This is a genomic window from Edaphobacter sp. (assembly GCF_028283685.1).
Lineage (GTDB): Bacteria > Acidobacteriota > Terriglobia > Terriglobales > Acidobacteriaceae > Edaphobacter.
Genome location: NZ_JAPWKF010000005.1, coordinates 48684 through 65105 on the forward strand (window position 1 = coordinate 48684; position 16422 = coordinate 65105).

Genomic DNA, 16422 nt, shown 5'->3' on the forward strand with positions numbered 1-16422 from the left:
ACGGCTAGGGGGAGACATCAAGCAATGTTAAGGCTGACCAAAAAAGCCGACTATGGCCTGATGGCCCTGAAGTACCTCGCAGAGCAGAACGACGGTTCCGCGCAGAGCGCTAAGGATATTGCAGAGGCTTACCATATCCCGCAGCAGCTGCTGGCCAAGATCCTTCAGACACTGGCCAAATCCGGCCTTCTGGTTTCGCATGCAGGAACCAACGGTGGTTATGCGCTGGCCAAGGCGCCCAAGGATATCTCGGCCTTCGAGGTTATCCGTGCCATCGACGGACCGCTCTTCATCACCAGCTGCATCACCATCCACGGTGCCTGCGATCTCACCAGCACCTGCACGATTAAAGAGCCGCTTCGCAAGGTGAATGACAGCATCAAAGAGCTGTTGAGCGGAATCTATATCTCTGACCTGGTCGAATCGTCGGAAAACGCCCCTTCGCGTGGCGTGACCGTTGGCGGCGGCCTGGTCACAATCGCTCTTTAGACGAGCGCAGCCATCAATCGGCCCGCCCTGTGGCCGCTATGAAGATTTGAGACAACACGTTTCTGGAGAACGACCTTATGAGCAGCAATGGAACTGGAGTAATCATCGCGGAGTCGGCAACGCCGCTCCCAGAGGGTGTGCATCTTCCCATCTACATGGACAACCACGCGACCACGCCGCTGGATCCACGCGTACTTGAAGCCATGATGCCCTATCTGACCGGCATCTTCGGCAACGCCGCCAGCCGTAACCACAGCTTCGGCTGGGAGGCGGAAAAGGCTGTCGATAAGGCCCGCGAACAGGTTGCAAAGCTTATCGGCGCCACTGCCAAGGAGATCATCTTCACCTCCGGCGCGACCGAGTCCAACAACCTCGCCATCAAGGGCATCGCCGAGATGTACCGCGAGCGCGGCAACCACATCATCACCCAGGTTACCGAGCACAAGGCCGTCCTCGACACCTGTAAGAAGCTTGAGAAGCAGGGCTACCGCGTCACTTACCTGCCGGTGCAGGCCGACGGTCTTATCGACATCGAAGATCTCAAGCGCGCCATCGATGACCAGACCATCCTGGTTTCGATCATGTATGCCAATAATGAGATCGGTGTTATCCAGCCGGTCAAGGAGATCGGCGCCCTCTGCCACGAGAAGGGCATCATCTTCCACACCGATGGTGTGCAGGCAGTTGGTAAGATTCCCGTCGACGTGCAGAAGGACAACATCGACGTTCTCTCGCTCTCCGGCCACAAGATCTACGGCCCCAAGGGTGTCGGTGCTCTCTATGTCCGTCGCCGCAGCCCGCGCGTCCAGATCTCCGAGCAGATCAACGGCGGCGGTCACGAGCGCGGCATGCGTTCCGGCACGCTGAACGTCCCCGGCATCGTGGGGCTTGGAGCAGCCTGCGAGATCGCTCTGAACGAGATGGAGGCCGAGGGCAAGCGCGAGCAGGAGCTCCGCGACTATCTCAAGGCCAAGTTCGAGAAGGCTCTCGACTATGTTCACGTCAACGGCAACATGGATCACCATCTGCCGGGCAACCTGAACATGAGCTTCGTCTACGTGGAAGGCGAGAGCCTGCTGATGGGCATCAATGACATTGCTGTCTCCTCCGGTTCGGCCTGCACCTCGGCTACGCTCGAGCCCAGCTATGTGCTCAAGGCGCTCGGCCTCGGCGACGATGTTGCGCACAGCTCCATCCGCTTCGGTCTCGGACGCTTCAACAACAAGGCCGAGGTCGATTACGTCTCCGACAAGATCATCGACGTCGTTCAGAAGCTCCGCGAACTCTCGCCGCTCTACGAGATGGTCAAGGAAGGCATCGACCTCTCGAAGATCGAGTGGGCTGCACACTAATTACGGCGATCAACACACTAGAAGGGGCGCAGCCTGGTCTGCGCCCCTCGTCTGTTTAACGCTCGAAAGAGTCTTCCGACCCAAGGGTACCCCCCCCCATACTTTTTTCGTAAAGTATTCATTCGATGAGGCTTAATTTGTTTCAATTTGTCAAAGTCTTGCATTGAAATGACTTACAGCTAAAATCTTGTTTCTAAAAGATTTACCGGCTGGCTGTTTTGGGTTTTGGGCATGCGGCTTCTCTTCTGGTTTAAATGTTAGCTAAACGAGGGGAGCGAATCGGCAGATTTTTTGGTATTTATTTGCTTTGGAATGAGTTGGTTACGATTTCATGAGGCTTGACAGGTCTTTCGCTCGGCAGGGATTGCGTTCCGGTGAGTTTTGAAGAAGGGGTCTTTGCGGGATCCATCTCGCTCGTGTGATGAGACAGCATGAATGCGCCACCTTCCTAAATCGGCACAGAACCGACGTATACTTCAGTCGCGATGATGAAGCGAGACTTCAGTCCGAGGTCGCTGGCAATTCTGGCAATCGCCGGAGCTGGTCTCGCAGGCTCCACATGGTTCCTGAGCTTCGTCCCTATACCAAAGCTGTTGCCGGTGGGATGCGGATTTGGGGCAATGCTCTGGGCGGATCGTCTTCGCATCGCTGCGTTCCTGCTGCCGTTTGCGCTGGGCATCGCTATCTCGATTAAGGCCGAGATGCGATTCAACAGCGGTTTTCGTAACTTCCAGTGGACCGAAGCCGAAATGGCGTCCACCAAATCGCTGGTGACGCAGCCATACTGGGCCTGGTCTGCATTTCTTCTGCTGTTTGTGGCGATACTTTCGATGGTCGTGGACAGGCACGTCAGGAATGGATCGATGATCTACATGCTCATCCTGCCCGCACAGACTGCCACGCGCTTACGTCAGCTGATCGCACCAGTCACGCCGCCGAACTCGGCGTTGGTCGATTTGCACAACCTGCAGCCCATTCAGTCGGAGCACTGGGGAGAATCCCGCAGCTCAAGCTAGTCCTAACTGCCCGGGAGCTTCGTCAGCTGGCTGATCTGAAAGATCACAAACTCCGCAGGCTGAATCACAGCGACTCCCACCAGGCAGATCAGCTGGCCGTTGTCGATATCGTTCTGCGTCATCGTCGTGCGATCACACTTCACGAGGTACGCCTGCTCCGGTTTAGTTCCCAGTAGCGCACCACTACGCCACTCGTTGTAGAGAAAACTGGAGACGCTGCTCTGTACCGCAGTCCATAGGTTCTGGGCGTTCGGCTCGAAGACCGCCCACTGCGTTCCTTCATCGATCGACTGCTCCAGGTACAGGAGATACCGGCTGACATTCACATACTTCCACTCTGGATCAGAGGAGAGCGTTCGCGCTCCCCACACCAGGTTTCCCCTGCCGGGGAAGCTGCGCAGGCAGTTGATGCCGAGAGGATTGAGCACGTCATTGATCTGGTCGTTGATCGTTGTCTCAAAGCCAATCGCGCCCTTGATGGCAATATTGGCCGGAGCCTTGAAGACACCGCGCGCATTATCGTTTTGAGCGTAGATGCCGCAGAGAAAACCGGAGGGCGGCAGGCTGATCTGCGCCCCTGCTCCTGCTGCGGGAGATGGATCGGGCACATTCACCCACGGGTAGTAGAGCGCGGCACTCCTGGTGTCGTACTGTGCTCGCAGTGACTGCACATCGGCTACCGAACAGCCCTGCGGAGGATCGAGCACCGCAAACCGGTATGCGCTCTGCCGCTCCGCATGGGCGATCAACGCGGCATGTACCGGCGTTACGGAGGCGATACCGCTGGCATTCGCTACCGTCGCCCCCGGGGCGGCTACTATTGCGATCTCCGTAATGGGTTCGAGCAGCTTCAGCGCGCGGCCGTAGTCGTCCGCAACCGGCTGCGCGGAGTTAGTGCCATCCGCTGCCGTGACCCGGCTGATGTAAAGCTTTGTACCGCCGTTCTCGAAGAACGCCTGTACGGCAAGCGCCAGGTAGTTCCTCACCTGCGTCTGATCGGCAAGCGTAATTAACGAGGCATCGCCGTATGAAGCTTTGAAGTCGGTGTACGAGGCGAAAGGCTCTGATACCTGGTTGACCGGGCCATCGGAAGCCAGACCGACGAAGGCGGTAATGCTGGTGGCGACACCGGTGATTGGCCGGGTTCGCGACGGGATCTCCTCGATATACACACCGGGCGCAATAAACTTCGGAGAAGCATCCGGATTGTCAGGCGGCGGCACGCCAGCATATTACTCCTGCCATTGGAGTTATGCACGTTTTGCTGTGGTTTTCGCACAACGATGAATTTTGCCCGGTTCTATGGTGAAGCCAAACAATAGGAGTTATCATCTAACAAGACGAGGAACCTACCATGGCATATAGCGACAAGGTCGTAGACCACTACAACAACCCCCGGAACGTAGGCACGCTCGACAAGGGCGCAACCGAGGTTGGCACTGGCCTGGTTGGCGCGCCCGAGTGCGGCGACGTCATGCGCCTCCAGATTAAGGTGAACCCCGAGACCCAGGTCATCGAAGACGCGAAGTTCAAGACCTTCGGCTGCGGTTCGGCTATCGCCTCCAGCTCGCTCGCAACCGAGTGGGTGAAGGGTAAGACGGTCGCCGAGGCTCTGGCGATCTCGAACACCGACATCGTGAAGGAGCTCGCTCTTCCTCCGGTCAAGATCCACTGCTCGGTGCTGGCGGAAGACGCCATCCGCGCGGCGATCGGCGACTGGAAGAAGAAGAACAACGTTGCCGAGACCGAGACAGCTGCTGCTGTCGCTCACTAATCTCCGGAAACCTCAGTTGGACCGACGGCAGCAATGCTCCGTCGGTCCTTGCTGTTTTAGTCTGCTACCAAAGAGTTTGAGGTAACGATGGCATCCACCCTCCTTCAACCCGGAACTTCTGCCCCGCCGCTTGGCGCTTCGGCGGAGTCCAAAGACCCGCTTGCCGGGATGACGCTACTTAACGCGGAGGGTCACGCGCCCCGAGCCAAAGCGGCCGTCGAGATTACGAAGAATGCCCTGAAGCGCATCCGTGTGGCCATGGCCAAGGAGGGCGTTTCGCCCGAGCAGGGCGGCCTGCGCCTGGGAGTCATGGGCGGCGGCTGCTCCGGCTTGAGCTACTCCATTCGCTTCGACTCGCAGCCGCGTGAGCGTGACCGGGTCTTTGTTTTTGGCACAGGCGTTGAGACGCCCGGCGATCCCAGTGGCGGCAAGCCGGTTCAGGTTTTCGTTGACCCCAAGAGCTTCCTTTATCTGGCTGGCATGGTGCTCGACTTCGAGGAGACCCTCATGCGGCAGGGCTTCAACTTCATCAATCCCAACTCCACGAAGAGCTGTGGTTGCGGCTCCAGCTTCTCGGCGTAGAACTTTTCTTCTTAGGAACACCACAAGACATAGAAAAGCCCCGGTATATACCGGGGCTTTTCGCGTTCTCTGATGACGCTATGACGGCTGCACCCGCAGGGTATCCGCCAGCTTGAAGTGGATGATCGTCTCCGAGGGGATGTCGATATCGCGGTTGCCGGTCAGGCCTGCTGCGGCCGTACCTGCACCAGCTCCCGCCAGTCCGCCGATCAGCAGCCCGGCTCCTCCGGTTGCGACACCACCGATGAGCATGCCCAGACCGCTACCACCTCCAATAAATGCAGCGGAGCGCTTGCCTTTACCCTTCTTGGTGCGCGTCAGACTGCTGGTATCCAACGGATAGCGTGTGCCGTTCAGCGTCATCGAGGTCAGCCGCAGCTGCAGGATGGACGCGCCCTTGAAGTGCCCGCGCCGGTGCGATGCGGCAACGACACCACCTACCGGGGTTCCCTTGGGAACGATCACCTGGCCGTTATCGCTCATGACGGGATCGACGATCTCGCCGTCAAAGCGGTCGCCCGCGGTGCTTGTCTTTACGCTGATGTGCTGGTTGATGCGAATCGCCAGCGTCGTTCCGGCCGGAATCTTCACGTCGGCGGGAACGATCACCGGATTGCCGGGAGTGGGTGCTGCCGCCGCCGTTTCTGGCTGACCGTTGGCCATGACCCGTGCCTCTGACGAAGCTGGCTGACCAGCGACCGCCGGTGTATTCGCTGCAACGCTCGACGCCGGTGTCACCGTCGTCGTAACCTCCTGGCCGGACTGGCCCGGTGCGGGCGGCTGAATCGTCGTCGTGACGGTATTGCCGCTCTTGTCGACCGAGATGACCTGCTGGGTCTGACCGGTTATCGCGGCTTGTCTCTTGGCTTGCTCAATGGCCTTGTCCTGTTTGGAGGTGCAACCGGCTAAGAGAGCCAACGCCAGTCCCAGGACGGCTGCAGGCTTCCAAAATGGGGAGTGATTCATGATGTGCTCGGACCTCATTCCGTTCAAAAAGTCTCGAATGGTGTGTTGTCATTCGGACAGACACCACCTTACGTGGGTGAGGAAGTGTCTGCATATACTTCGATTTGTTAGATGCGTCCCCTTGCTTTCTTACTGCCCATAACCGGGCCAAGGGAATGCGGCTGGCCTCGATGGAGGCTGGAAAGTTACTCGGTTGTCGGAGTCAAATGCCCGCAAATAATTTATTTTGTTTCCCGTACCCGTCCTGACTGAATAAGCTGCGTCATATGGGACTATTGTGACTATGCTCTTCAACCTATGGCGTCCTTGGGGAGTGGCCGCCTCGTCCACCCTCCTGCTTTGCATGGCTCTGTCCTCCTGTGGCACCTCGTTTGCAGAGCAGGACGACCCGGTCTCGTCCCTGGCGGTGACGTCGCTTCGTGATCTCCCGGATGCCCCGAGCGCTCTGCTGGCTCAGCAATCTACTTCCTCCCCGTCCTCTTCTTCGGGGCAGGTGTCTCAGCCGCCTCCGCAGGGTGAATCGCCAACCGCATCCGCGAAGGCTCCTCCACAGAGTGCTCCTCCACAGCAGACCAAGCGCATCATGGGCATTATGCCGAACTTCAGCGCAGTCTCTGCCGACACGAAACTGCCGCCGCAGACGGTTAAAGAAAAGTTCGTCATTGCCGCGAAGAACAGCTTCGACTACTCCTCGTTCATCATCGCGGGCATCCAGTCAGGCATCAGCATGGCGTCGAGCTCTTATCCCGAGTTCGGTCATGGAGTCGGAGGCTACGGCCAGTACTATTACCACACGCTGCTCGACACAGCGGATGCCAACTTCATGGTCGCCGGTCTCTGGCCCGTCCTCTTTCACCAGGACAACCGCTTTTACACGCTCGGTCACGGCAGCTTCAAGCGGCGCGCCTTCTACGCCGCAACCCGCGTCCTGGTTACACGCAACGACTCTGGCCGCAACGGCTTCAATGCTTCTGAGATCATCGGTGCCGGCTCCGCCCAGGGTATCGCCACGCTCTACTACCCCTCCGAGTACAGGACCTGGACCAAGGTCGGACAGAAGTGGCTGACAGCTGTCATCATCGACTCGGCCAACTACGCCTTCAAGGAGTTCTGGCCCGATATCAATAACAAGCTCTCAAAGCTGAAGAAGAATAAGCAGTAGAGGCGCTCGAAGCACCCATTAAAAATGGAGCCTTGCTGCCACCTGTGCCACGCGCGGGTCGGATGCTGTTGCCGTAATCGAGCCAAAGTTGGTGGCGCCTACCGTCGCATTCGGCTGTGCAAAGGCAGGCGTGTTCGTCGCGTTGAACAGCTCTCCTCTTAGCTCAAGATTAAGTCTTTCGCCGATCGGCGTGTTCTTTACCAGGCCAAGGTCGAGGTCACGATAAGCCGGTCCACGAGCGGGGTCGCGTGATGCATTCCCCAGCCGGAATTGTGGCGTAATGGAAAACGCGCTGGTGTTGATAAACCGTGCCACGGTGCGCTGATCTGCCGATAAGTTTGCCTTGCCGCTGATCATTGGCCGCTGCGTACCGAATCCTGCAAACGCGTTGAAGTTCGTCTGCTGCGTGATTGCAAACGGCATGCCGCTCTGCAGCGTCAGGATCGCATTCGTATTCCATCCGCCCAGAAGATATCGCAGCACGCCCGCGTGCGCGATGCGGTGCCCTTTGCCCATCGGGATCGCGTACACCACAGACCCGACCGTAATGTTCGGCATGTCTCCCAGGGAAGCGTCTCGCTCCAGTGTCGGATTGAAGCTGTCCGCAACGGGAAAGTTCGCCACGGGGCCGGTCAACACCGACGAATCGAAGACCGATGATGCATCGTCCATCAGCTTCGAGTGCGTATAGCTCAGCAGGGCCGTCAGTCCAAAGCTCGTCCGCTTCTCCAGCTTCAACATTCCGGCGTTGTAATTTGTACGTCCCGTATTTTTTCGGAAGGAGGCGACCGTCAGAAAACGTGGATACGGTTTCATCAACTGGGCCACCGAGATCGTCCTTCCTCCGATCGACGAGGATGTGGGGATTTGCTGGTAGTACGGATTAGCCACCGTCGCCGTCAGCGACGCTCCCTGGGCCAGTTGCCGGGTCGTTAATTGATTCAGATTGGTATCCGGAATGCCAACGCGTGTAATGACCGATCCGGTATAGGCGACCTCCAGGGTAAGATCGTGCGTCAGTTCCCGCTGCACGGCAAGGTTCCACTGCTGCACGTACCCCGAACCCAGCTTGCGATCGACTGTAAAGACACCCTGCCCCAGCCCCGCGTCTGCCGTAAGCGGAATGGGAGTCACCGATGGCCCCTTGGACAGCACAAACGCCGGGTTGATGCTGTCCAGCGTTGATTGCTGCACCGTTTGCAGGAAAGGAAACTGCGGTGTCGTAAACGGAGTCGTGATGCCTGTCATCTCGATAAACACCAGGCCGTAGCTCGAACGGATCACCGTCTTCGGCGTCGCCAGGAAGGCGAATCCAAGCCTCGGGCCGAAGTTGTCATAGTGCAACTCGCGCGCCGAACGCGAAAACCCGTCTTTGCCCAGGTACTGATACTGCTGTGTCGCAAGATTGAAGACGGCGCCCTGGTTGCTGGCTTCGGTCGAGGGAAAGTTCAGCGTCCAGCGCAGCCCGACATTCAGAGTCAGACGAGGCGTTGCCTTCCAGTCGTCCTGGACAAAGAGTTCCGCGATCTTCGCTCTTGGCCGGATCGTGCTGTTCTGCAGATCGATGGAGAAAGTATTGACCTGCCCCAGCAAGAAACTCGCCAGCGGATTCCCTGAGTTTGTGATGCCGCTCTGGTTGGTAAACAGCGTCGTAAAGGTGAAGTTGCCGGTGGGATTCGGCGGCTGGACAGCGTCCAGATGCTCCCAGCGCAGATCCATGCCTGCCTTGAGCGCGTGGCGTCCCTGCACCCGTGTCACCATGTCGAAGACCTGCGTTACATTCGTCGAAAAGTTTGAGAACGTACTCGCCGACGGCCCCAGCTGCGTGATGCCCGAGATTGCAAACACCGGCAATGCATTGTTGAACGCTGCATTCGTTGGAATCCCGGGAATGCCGAGAGCCGCAGAAGCCGTGTTGTTCAGCTGAGCTCCCAGGCGTCCCAGAGCACGGCGCGTATACCCAAAGCGCACCTCGTTCACCGTGCGCGGATTGAAGCTGTGCGTCTCGTTTGCGACATACTGCTGCCCCAGAGTCCGCGACAGACCGATCACATTGCCCGTCGAAAGAATGGTTCCTGTAATTGCGCCGCTTCCGTCCGGAAGAGGTGTTACCGGTTGTTCGACATCGTGAAAGTAGGTGTACCGTGCAAACGCGTGGTCGTTCTCCGTGATCTGCCCGTCCAGCCGTATGTCGAACTGGTTCTGGTGATCTACGTCGTTGCCTACGCGGACATAGTTATTGGCAGCCGCGGAGCTGGTCGGCAGGGGATATCTCTTCAACAGCGTCAGAGCTGCCGTGTCTACCCGGTTCAGCGGAATCGTGTTGTTCGTAAACTGCTGTCGCGTGAAGGTCGATCCCGTCTGCGCTGTCGTCGCAGGATCATAGATTGCCGTGGTGCCAAAGCTGAAGCCTGTCGTTGGACTCCCATTCGCGTCCGGAAAGCCGCGCTGTGCCAGCGTTGGCACTGTGCTGGTGCGTACCACGCCCACCGCCTGGTTTGTTCCCTGGTAGTCGGCGAAAAAGAACAGTCGCTTCGGGAGCACTGGCCCGCCCAAAGCCCCGCCATATTGATTACGCCGAAAGATCGGCTTCGCTGAGGTGGTCGGCGTAAAGTAGTTCCGCGCATTCATCGCTTCGTTCCGCAAAAACTCATAGACCTCGCCATGCAGCTGGCTGGTTCCTGCCTTGGTCGTCACATTCACCACTCCGCCGTTGAAGCGGCCGAACTCCGCCGAGACCCCGTTCGACATAATCGCAAATTCGTCGATGTCATCGATGATGGGAAAGAATGCCACCTGGCCCGGCTCGGGCTGGAGTGCCGAGACGCCGTCATACAGATATTCATTGGTGCGCGGTCGTCCACCGTTGATCCTTGGCAGCAGCGTCCCCGGCGGCAGCGAGACTCCTGGCGCAAGTGTCGTCAGCGAGATCATGTTGCGGCCATTCAATGGCAGAGCTGTTACCTGCCCGCGCCCAATCACGGTTGTGAGTGCGCCCGACTCTGTCGTCAGCAGGGATGCGTCTGCCGTTACATTGACTACCTGTGCTGCAGAGCCTGGCTGCATCGTTATATCCACGCGCTGCCGCTTGCCGGTCATGATCGTCACTCCGGCACGCTCCACTGTCTCAAAGCCCGTTGCCTGCACCTGCACGGTGTACACCCCGGGCCGCAACGACGTGACGGCATAGTCTCCCGAGGGAGTTGTCTCCGTATGAATCACCACGCCTTCGGCTGCTCCGGGCTTCAGCGTAATCCTTGCTTCATGCAATGAAGCGCCGGTTGCGTCCGTCACTGTGCCGGCAAGGTCACCGCTTCCGCTCTGACCCTGTGCCTCGCGGACTGTGGCGGACACGGACAAAAGCAAAAGGACGCCCAGCACGAGGCATCTGCAAGATGGATTTGTGATCATGTCGACGAAAATACACGAATCTAAATAGATATAAATAGTCGATATTGACGAGGGTCTCCCCTCTGTTCCTGTTGCACGACACATGCTGTACTCTCGAGTGGAAAGGGAGGTGCCACATGGCCTCGTCCGATACTCTCCTGAAACCGCGTGAAGCTGCCGCAGAGCTTGGCCTCAGCTATCCCACGATTAAGCAATGGCTTCTCAGCGGAAAGCTTGAGAGCGCTAAGACCCCCGGCGGTCATCACCTCATCCCACGGAGCGCCCTGGCGCCATATTTGAAGGCGGCGCCATCACGGAAAGAGACACGGGAACGCTTCCGCAAGGTCAGTGGTCGCAATCAGTTGGTGGGAACGATTCTTGAGGTCAAGATCGATGGCCTGCTGGCCAAAGTTGTGCTCTCCATCGGCGAGCAGCGCATCACGTCCATCATTACGGCCGATGCCGCACGCGAGATGAAGCTTCGCAAAGGCCAGCAGGCAGCCGCCCTGATGAAGGCGACCGAGGTCATGATCACCCGTATCCCGTAGCTCGTTTTACGCAGATATGTCAGCCGCGATAGACTACGCGGCCTTCGCAGATCGTCGCTCGGACTTTGCCCAGCATCTCGGCTCCGTCGAACGGAGTGTTGCGCGACCTGGAGAGTGTCTTTGCTGCGTCGTAGCGCCATTCTGATCCGGCATCGAAGAGCACTACATCCGCGAAATGCCCCATGCTGAGCGAGCCTCTGCCTGCAAGTCCTGCGATGGCCGCCGGAGCTGCACTCATCAGCGCGATGATTCTCGACAGGGAGAGTCCCTGCTCGCGGTGGAGCACACGAAGAGCTAGGCCCAGCGATGTCTCCAGCCCCGTAATTCCATTGGGAGCGCGTTCGAACTCCTGCTCCTTCTCATGGGCCGCGTGCGGCGCATGGTCGGTCGCAATGCAGTCGGCCGTTCCGTCCAGCAGAGAAGCGACCATGGCCGCGCGATCTGCCTCAACGCGCAGCGGAGGGTTCATCTTGGCGTGCGTGTCGTAGTCGCCGATCGCCTCGTCCGTCAGTGTGAAGTGATGCGGCGCGACCTCGCAGGTGACATGCAGGCCCTCACGTTTCGCGGCGCGAATCGCTTCCATCGCGCGCGCGGTCGAGACATGCTGTACGTGCAGATGCGGGCGAAGACCTTCGGTCGCTTCGATCTCGCGCAGCAGACGGATATCCCGCTCGACGATTCGAGCCTCGGCTTCGACCGTCATACCGCGCAGGCCCAGCCGAAACGCTACCTGCCCGGCGTTCATGCTGCAACCGCCGGTCAGCCGCGTATCTTCCGCATGCTGTGAGATCGGGACCTCGGCTCGCGCTGCTGCCACGAGAGCTGCGCGCATCACATGGTCTTCGAGCACCGGCTTGCCGTCGTCGGTAAAGCCTACGGCTCCCGCCGCCCGCAGCGCCTCAAAGTCCGTCAGGGTGACGCCCATGCTGCCCAGCGTCGCCGCCGGCATGGCGAACAGCTTCACTGCCGACCTGCGCGCGGCATCCAGCATCCATTCCAGCTTGGCGACCGTGTCGTTCACCGGAACCGTGTTTGGCATGGCGATCACGGAGGTAAACCCACCTGCAGCGGCAGCTGCCGTGCCCGTTGCGATCGTCTCCTTGTAGGTCTGCCCCGGCTCGCGCAGGTGCACGTGGACATCGATCAATCCCGGCGCAACAACCTGGCCCGTCGCATCGATCGTCTCTGCGGCAGCAATGTTCTTCAGCGCACCCGGAGCCTCAACGGCGGCTACTCTTCCGTCGCGAACCAGTAGATCCCGCTCGCCGTCGATCCCGTTTGCGGGATCAATCAGGCGGCCATTCAAAATCAGAAGGTCACTCATACCGTCACACTCTTGCCCAGCGCGCGTACCAGCAGCGCCGACCTCACGGCCAGCCCGTGGGCTACCTGTTCTTCAATCGCCGACTGCGGACTGTCCGCAACTTCGCCCTCGATCTCCAGACCGCGGATCATCGGCCCCGGATGCAGCACCAGTGCCTGCGGCGCGGAGGTTTTCAGCCGCTCGCTGTTCAGCTGGTAGCTGGCGATGTAGTCGTTCAGGTCGAGCTCTAACCCCGCAAGCCGCTCTCTCTGGATGCGCAGCATCATGGCGACCTGTGCCTGCTGGAGCGCTTTGTCAAAGTTTCGCTCGATCTCGATTCCGGCGTTCAGCCCCAGAGCCTCTTCGGGCAGCAGCTTCTCCGGTCCACACAAAATTACGCGGGCGCCAAGCCGGGGCAGCAGCATCGCGTTCGATCTTGCCACGCGGCTATGCAGAATATCGCCCGTGATCACGACGGTCACGCCCTTCAGCGTGGAGGCATCCACATGCTTTGCGCCATCGGTGCCCTTCAGCCGTGTCAGCATCGTGCGCAGGTCCAGCAGCGCCTGTGAAGGATGCTCGTGCATGCCGTCGCCTGCATTCAGCACCGGCAATCCGGTTTCGCGTGCCAGCACAAACGGCGCGCCAGAGTTCGAGTGGCGCAGGATGATCGCCTCCGCGCCCAGAGCGCGCAGCGTCAGGCCGGTGTCCTTCAGGCTCTCGCCCTTTTCGATCGACGACGATTTATCGCTGACCAGTGTCGTCGTCGCGCCAAGCGACTTCGCTGCCAGTTCGAACGAGGTGCGGGTTCGCGTGCTCGATTCGTAGAACAGCAGGGCAACGCGGCGGCCTGTGAGGATCGCGGCGCGTTCTGTTGCCGACATGGTGGATAGTCGGGCGGTCAGGGAAAGAATATTGGAGACGTCTTCTACAGAGAGATCACGGATGCTGAGAAGGGAACCGGCAGCGTACCTTGCGCGCAGAGTCATCAGTGCCTAGTCCACTCGCTCCACCAGCAGCACCTGCTCCTGGTCGTCGACCTCGTTCAGCTTGACCTCGATGATCTCGCGGCTCGACGTGGGAATCGAACGGCCCACAAAGGTAGCTTCGATAGGAAGCTCGCGATGTCCACGATCGATCAGAACCAGCAGCTGTACCGACTTGGGCCTGCCGTGGTCGAAGAGGGCATCGAGCGCGGCGCGGATGGTGCGTCCCGTGTAGAGAACGTCGTCCATCAACACGATATCGCGGCCCGTCACGTCGAAACCGACCTCAGCCGGAGTGACCGTGGGGCGCGGTCCGTCGGTTGAAAGGTCATCGCGATAGAAGCTGATATCGAGCACACCGGTATCGACCGGGTGCTTCTCGATGTTCGCGATCAGCTCGCCGATGCGTTTGGCGAGAGGGACACCGCGCCGTTTGATCCCGATCAGGCCGAGGTTCTCGCCGCCGTTGTTCTTCTCCACGATCTCGTGCGCGAGGCGCACCAGTGTTCGTTCAATCTCCGAGGCCGACATCAACCGGCCTTTTTCACGAATTTCTGGCTTCTTTACCGTGTCCTGGCTCATAAACGATCCCGCTCGATGATATCAGCACCGGCAGGCGTTGATCGCGCAGGTCGTGCGCTCTTCGCACAAGGTTCAGGAGCGCCGCATCCGCAGCATGCCGCTCATGGCGCCCCCGATGGTCGAGAAGATCATGACGAACCCCGACATCATGGCGAAGCCGCCCAGCATGATCCCGGCGCGAAACTCCGGCAGGCGAACGTAACGCATCGCCTCGACGGGCTGAGGATTCATCGCGGCAGCCTTTTCAATCTGCGAGCGCAGTTCCACGTCGAACGATCCCATCGCGTGCAGCCCGAACCGGGCGATCAGGCCGGATAGCGCCATTGCTGCGGCAATCGAAGCGATCAGCGCAAAGCCCGCCACCATGCCGATGCGGACTCCAACCATCGCGTCGATCCAAGCCTGTGGCCGGCGCTTCTGGTAAAAGCCCAGGGCGATCGCGGCTCCGGAGATCGTCCACAGCCAGCAAAGAAAGGTCAGCTTGGGAAACTGTGCCGCCAGCAGCGTCAACACTGCGGCGATAACGGCCACGGCGCCAGCGCACAGGATCGCCGTCTTCCACTCGACCTGCTTTGGGTTTGGTGGTGGAAGCACACCGGTCGACTCTCCGCCGTCTTCCTCGTCCGATGGGTTAATGCTGTAGTCCGGCAGCGACAGTTGAGGTGCGCCGCAGTGCTGGCAGAAGGGAGCCACTCCTTCACTGGCGGCAAGCTCTCCTCCACACCGATGGCAATACTCGTGCATAGCTCCAACCTATCCCACGGCACAGCGCTGGGCAAGCCGCGGCGTCTTATTGCCGGGCATCCGAGTCGCTGTTGCCGGAGAAGCCGATCGGCAGATCGAGCGCCACCAGGCCGAACTTGGTGCCATCGCCTTCCGGTTCAATCGCCACAATGTGCTGATGTTGCTTCGACCCGGCCTTCAGCTCAATCTTTGTTCCCGCGGAGGTCACCACCTGGGAATGTTTGTCATTCTCCGAGCAGGTCAGCCCATCGTCCGTCCGCACCGGGGAACCTACCGGCTGATCGTGATTGCAGGCGATCACCGTGCCGTACTTCCTCAACGCATCACGGTAGTAAGCCTGAATTTTTTCAGTGCCGTCCGGCGTCCGGTAGCTGGCGGCCTTCACCCGCAGCTGAAACTTTCCAAAGCTTAGATTGACGTCGGCGGAGCCGCTATCCTTGTCCTTCTTTTTGACCAGCTCTGCTCCTGGATATATTGGAAGGCCAATGCCCTCGATGCCGGTGGCGTCGTTTGTCTTTACCTTCACGCCACCGAACGGCGTCGCCACACTGACGTTCTCGTTGTCGCCATTTTTCTTCTGCTCAATCCTGCAGCCTGAAAACACCAGCATGCCGACGATGAGCCCCGCAGCTGCGATCCGTGACGTCTCCATAAAAGCGGTCTTCCTCCCTCAGACGTTACGCATCTCTGGAGCGTTCGGTTCCCCCCATTCCCCCTTCCTGTACAGAGGAAGGGGAGGGCGGTCCGTCGGCTGCGGCGTGTCGTCTCCTGTCGTTGTGACAGCCATTTCATCACAGACTTGCACGGAAGATGAAAGAAAGAGGTTGTCTTGACGTGCAGAATTCTGCAACATTGCCCCAAAAAACTCGTCAAACTGCTATAGAGCAGCGGGCGTTCCTCTTGGTAAGTGCTTTATACTTTGCGCAGGAGTAGCCGTACTCCTCTGGAGCTGAAATGGCGCAGCATCAGCCAATTCGACGGAACATCCCTCCAGCCGGATCCTCAGAGATTCCGGATAAGCTCTACTTTCGCATCGGCGAGGTCTCACGACTATGCGATATTCCAGCTTATGTGCTGCGTTTCTGGGAGAGTGAGTTCTCCCAGCTCAAGCCGCATAAGGGAGGGACTGGTCAGCGTCTCTATCGCCGGCGCGATGTCGAAACGGTTCTTCACATCAAGTCGCTGCTCTACGACGAGGGATATACCATTCCCGGTGCCCGTCAGGTCATCAAGTCGGAACAGCGCCAGAAGAGTCCACAGCTTTCCCTGGAGATTGAAGCAGGCGCTAGTCCTGCTGGAAACCGGGACTTACGACGTCTTCAGAAAGACCTTCGTGATCTCCTGGCTCACCTCTCTACACCGCCGTTGCGCACCGTGCAGAGCATTCGCTCCGCCCGTCCCACGACGGCACCACGTTCCGCCTCAAGGCGTTCTTTAATTGATCCCTTATTTGGCCCACCTTCCAATCCTGATCCTTTGAATAGTTAGTCTGCCTACATCCATGACCTCTTCCAGGCCCAGTACGTCC

General features: G+C 59.1%; 16 protein-coding genes. 8 read left to right on the plus strand and 8 right to left on the minus strand.

What is annotated here, in order from left to right:
* The first annotated feature begins 24 nt into the window (after nucleotides 1-24).
* The 3 genes from PW789_RS07295 to PW789_RS07305 all read left to right on the plus strand — a co-directional run bounded on the left by PW789_RS07295 (nucleotide 25) and on the right by PW789_RS07305 (nucleotide 2857).
* Nucleotides 25-489 carry an Rrf2 family transcriptional regulator gene (locus tag PW789_RS07295; RefSeq protein WP_299373653.1) on the plus strand — a complete coding sequence of 155 codons (465 nt, stop codon included), beginning with the start codon at nucleotides 25-27 and terminating at the stop codon, nucleotides 487-489.
* Between the two features lie 137 nt (nucleotides 490-626).
* Entirely contained in the window at nucleotides 627-1841 is a 1215-nt protein-coding gene (locus tag PW789_RS07300) for an IscS subfamily cysteine desulfurase (RefSeq protein ID WP_367182510.1), read from the plus strand.
* Nucleotides 1842-2326: 485 nt separating this feature from the next.
* Entirely contained in the window at nucleotides 2327-2857 is a 531-nt protein-coding gene (locus tag PW789_RS07305) for a hypothetical protein (protein ID WP_299373659.1), read from the plus strand.
* A gap of 2 nt (nucleotides 2858-2859) precedes the next feature.
* Here the strand turns inward: PW789_RS07305 and PW789_RS07310 are convergent, their stop codons facing one another.
* Nucleotides 2860-4080, minus strand: coding sequence for a phage tail sheath C-terminal domain-containing protein (locus PW789_RS07310; RefSeq protein WP_299373662.1), 1221 nt, complete (start codon nucleotides 4078-4080; stop codon nucleotides 2860-2862).
* Nucleotides 4081-4211: 131 nt separating this feature from the next.
* On the opposite strand from PW789_RS07310, the gene iscU reads away from it, so the two are divergent.
* Both iscU and PW789_RS07320 read left to right on the plus strand, forming a co-directional pair.
* Nucleotides 4212-4631 carry a Fe-S cluster assembly scaffold IscU gene (iscU, locus tag PW789_RS07315; RefSeq protein WP_299373665.1) on the plus strand — a complete coding sequence of 140 codons (420 nt, stop codon included), beginning with the start codon at nucleotides 4212-4214 and terminating at the stop codon, nucleotides 4629-4631.
* A 168-nt stretch (nucleotides 4632-4799) separates the two neighbouring features.
* Nucleotides 4800-5213: an iron-sulfur cluster assembly accessory protein gene (locus tag PW789_RS07320; protein ID WP_299374380.1), complete on the plus strand. Its 414-nt coding sequence runs from the start codon at nucleotides 4800-4802 to the stop codon at nucleotides 5211-5213.
* 78 nt (nucleotides 5214-5291) lie between these two features.
* On the opposite strand, the gene PW789_RS07325 is transcribed toward PW789_RS07320, so the two are convergent.
* Nucleotides 5292-6179: a hypothetical protein gene (locus tag PW789_RS07325; RefSeq protein ID WP_299373668.1), complete on the minus strand. Its 888-nt coding sequence runs from the start codon at nucleotides 6177-6179 to the stop codon at nucleotides 5292-5294.
* A gap of 343 nt (nucleotides 6180-6522) precedes the next feature.
* Here PW789_RS07325 and PW789_RS07330 point away from each other — a divergent pair, with 343 nt between their 5' ends.
* Complete coding sequence (locus tag PW789_RS07330; RefSeq protein WP_299373670.1) at nucleotides 6523-7341, plus strand: hypothetical protein; 819 nt, start codon at nucleotides 6523-6525, stop codon at nucleotides 7339-7341.
* An 18-nt stretch (nucleotides 7342-7359) separates the two neighbouring features.
* Here PW789_RS07330 and PW789_RS07335 read toward each other — a convergent pair whose 3' ends face one another.
* Nucleotides 7360-10695, minus strand: coding sequence for a TonB-dependent receptor (locus PW789_RS07335; RefSeq protein ID WP_299373671.1), 3336 nt, complete (start codon nucleotides 10693-10695; stop codon nucleotides 7360-7362).
* 173 nt (nucleotides 10696-10868) lie between these two features.
* Between PW789_RS07335 and PW789_RS07340 the strand changes: the two genes are divergently transcribed.
* The gene (locus PW789_RS07340; RefSeq protein WP_299373673.1) at nucleotides 10869-11279 is read left to right on the plus strand and encodes a TOBE domain-containing protein; all 411 of its coding nucleotides are present in this window, start codon (nucleotides 10869-10871) and stop codon (nucleotides 11277-11279) included.
* A gap of 19 nt (nucleotides 11280-11298) precedes the next feature.
* Here the strand turns inward: PW789_RS07340 and PW789_RS07345 are convergent, their stop codons facing one another.
* The 5 genes from PW789_RS07345 to PW789_RS07365 form a co-directional block, all read right to left on the minus strand.
* Nucleotides 11299-12603 carry a dihydroorotase gene (locus tag PW789_RS07345; protein WP_299373675.1) on the minus strand — a complete coding sequence of 435 codons (1305 nt, stop codon included), beginning with the start codon at nucleotides 12601-12603 and terminating at the stop codon, nucleotides 11299-11301.
* Nucleotides 12600-13571: an aspartate carbamoyltransferase catalytic subunit gene (locus PW789_RS07350; protein WP_299373677.1), complete on the minus strand. Its 972-nt coding sequence runs from the start codon at nucleotides 13569-13571 to the stop codon at nucleotides 12600-12602. Before PW789_RS07350 ends, PW789_RS07345 begins: the two co-directional genes overlap by 4 nt.
* Before the next feature lie 6 nt (nucleotides 13572-13577).
* Entirely contained in the window at nucleotides 13578-14150 is a 573-nt protein-coding gene (gene pyrR, locus PW789_RS07355; protein WP_299373680.1) for a bifunctional pyr operon transcriptional regulator/uracil phosphoribosyltransferase PyrR, read from the minus strand.
* Between the two features lie 72 nt (nucleotides 14151-14222).
* On the minus strand, nucleotides 14223-14894 hold the full coding sequence (locus PW789_RS07360) for a hypothetical protein (RefSeq protein WP_299373683.1): 672 nt from the start codon (nucleotides 14892-14894) through the stop codon (nucleotides 14223-14225).
* A gap of 46 nt (nucleotides 14895-14940) precedes the next feature.
* Complete coding sequence (locus tag PW789_RS07365) at nucleotides 14941-15546, minus strand: hypothetical protein (RefSeq protein WP_299373686.1); 606 nt, start codon at nucleotides 15544-15546, stop codon at nucleotides 14941-14943.
* 302 nt (nucleotides 15547-15848) lie between these two features.
* Here PW789_RS07365 and PW789_RS07370 point away from each other — a divergent pair, with 302 nt between their 5' ends.
* Nucleotides 15849-16382 (plus strand): MerR family transcriptional regulator, encoded by a 534-nt coding sequence (locus PW789_RS07370; protein WP_299373689.1) that lies wholly within the window; start codon nucleotides 15849-15851, stop codon nucleotides 16380-16382.
* Nucleotides 16383-16422: the final 40 nt, after the last annotated feature.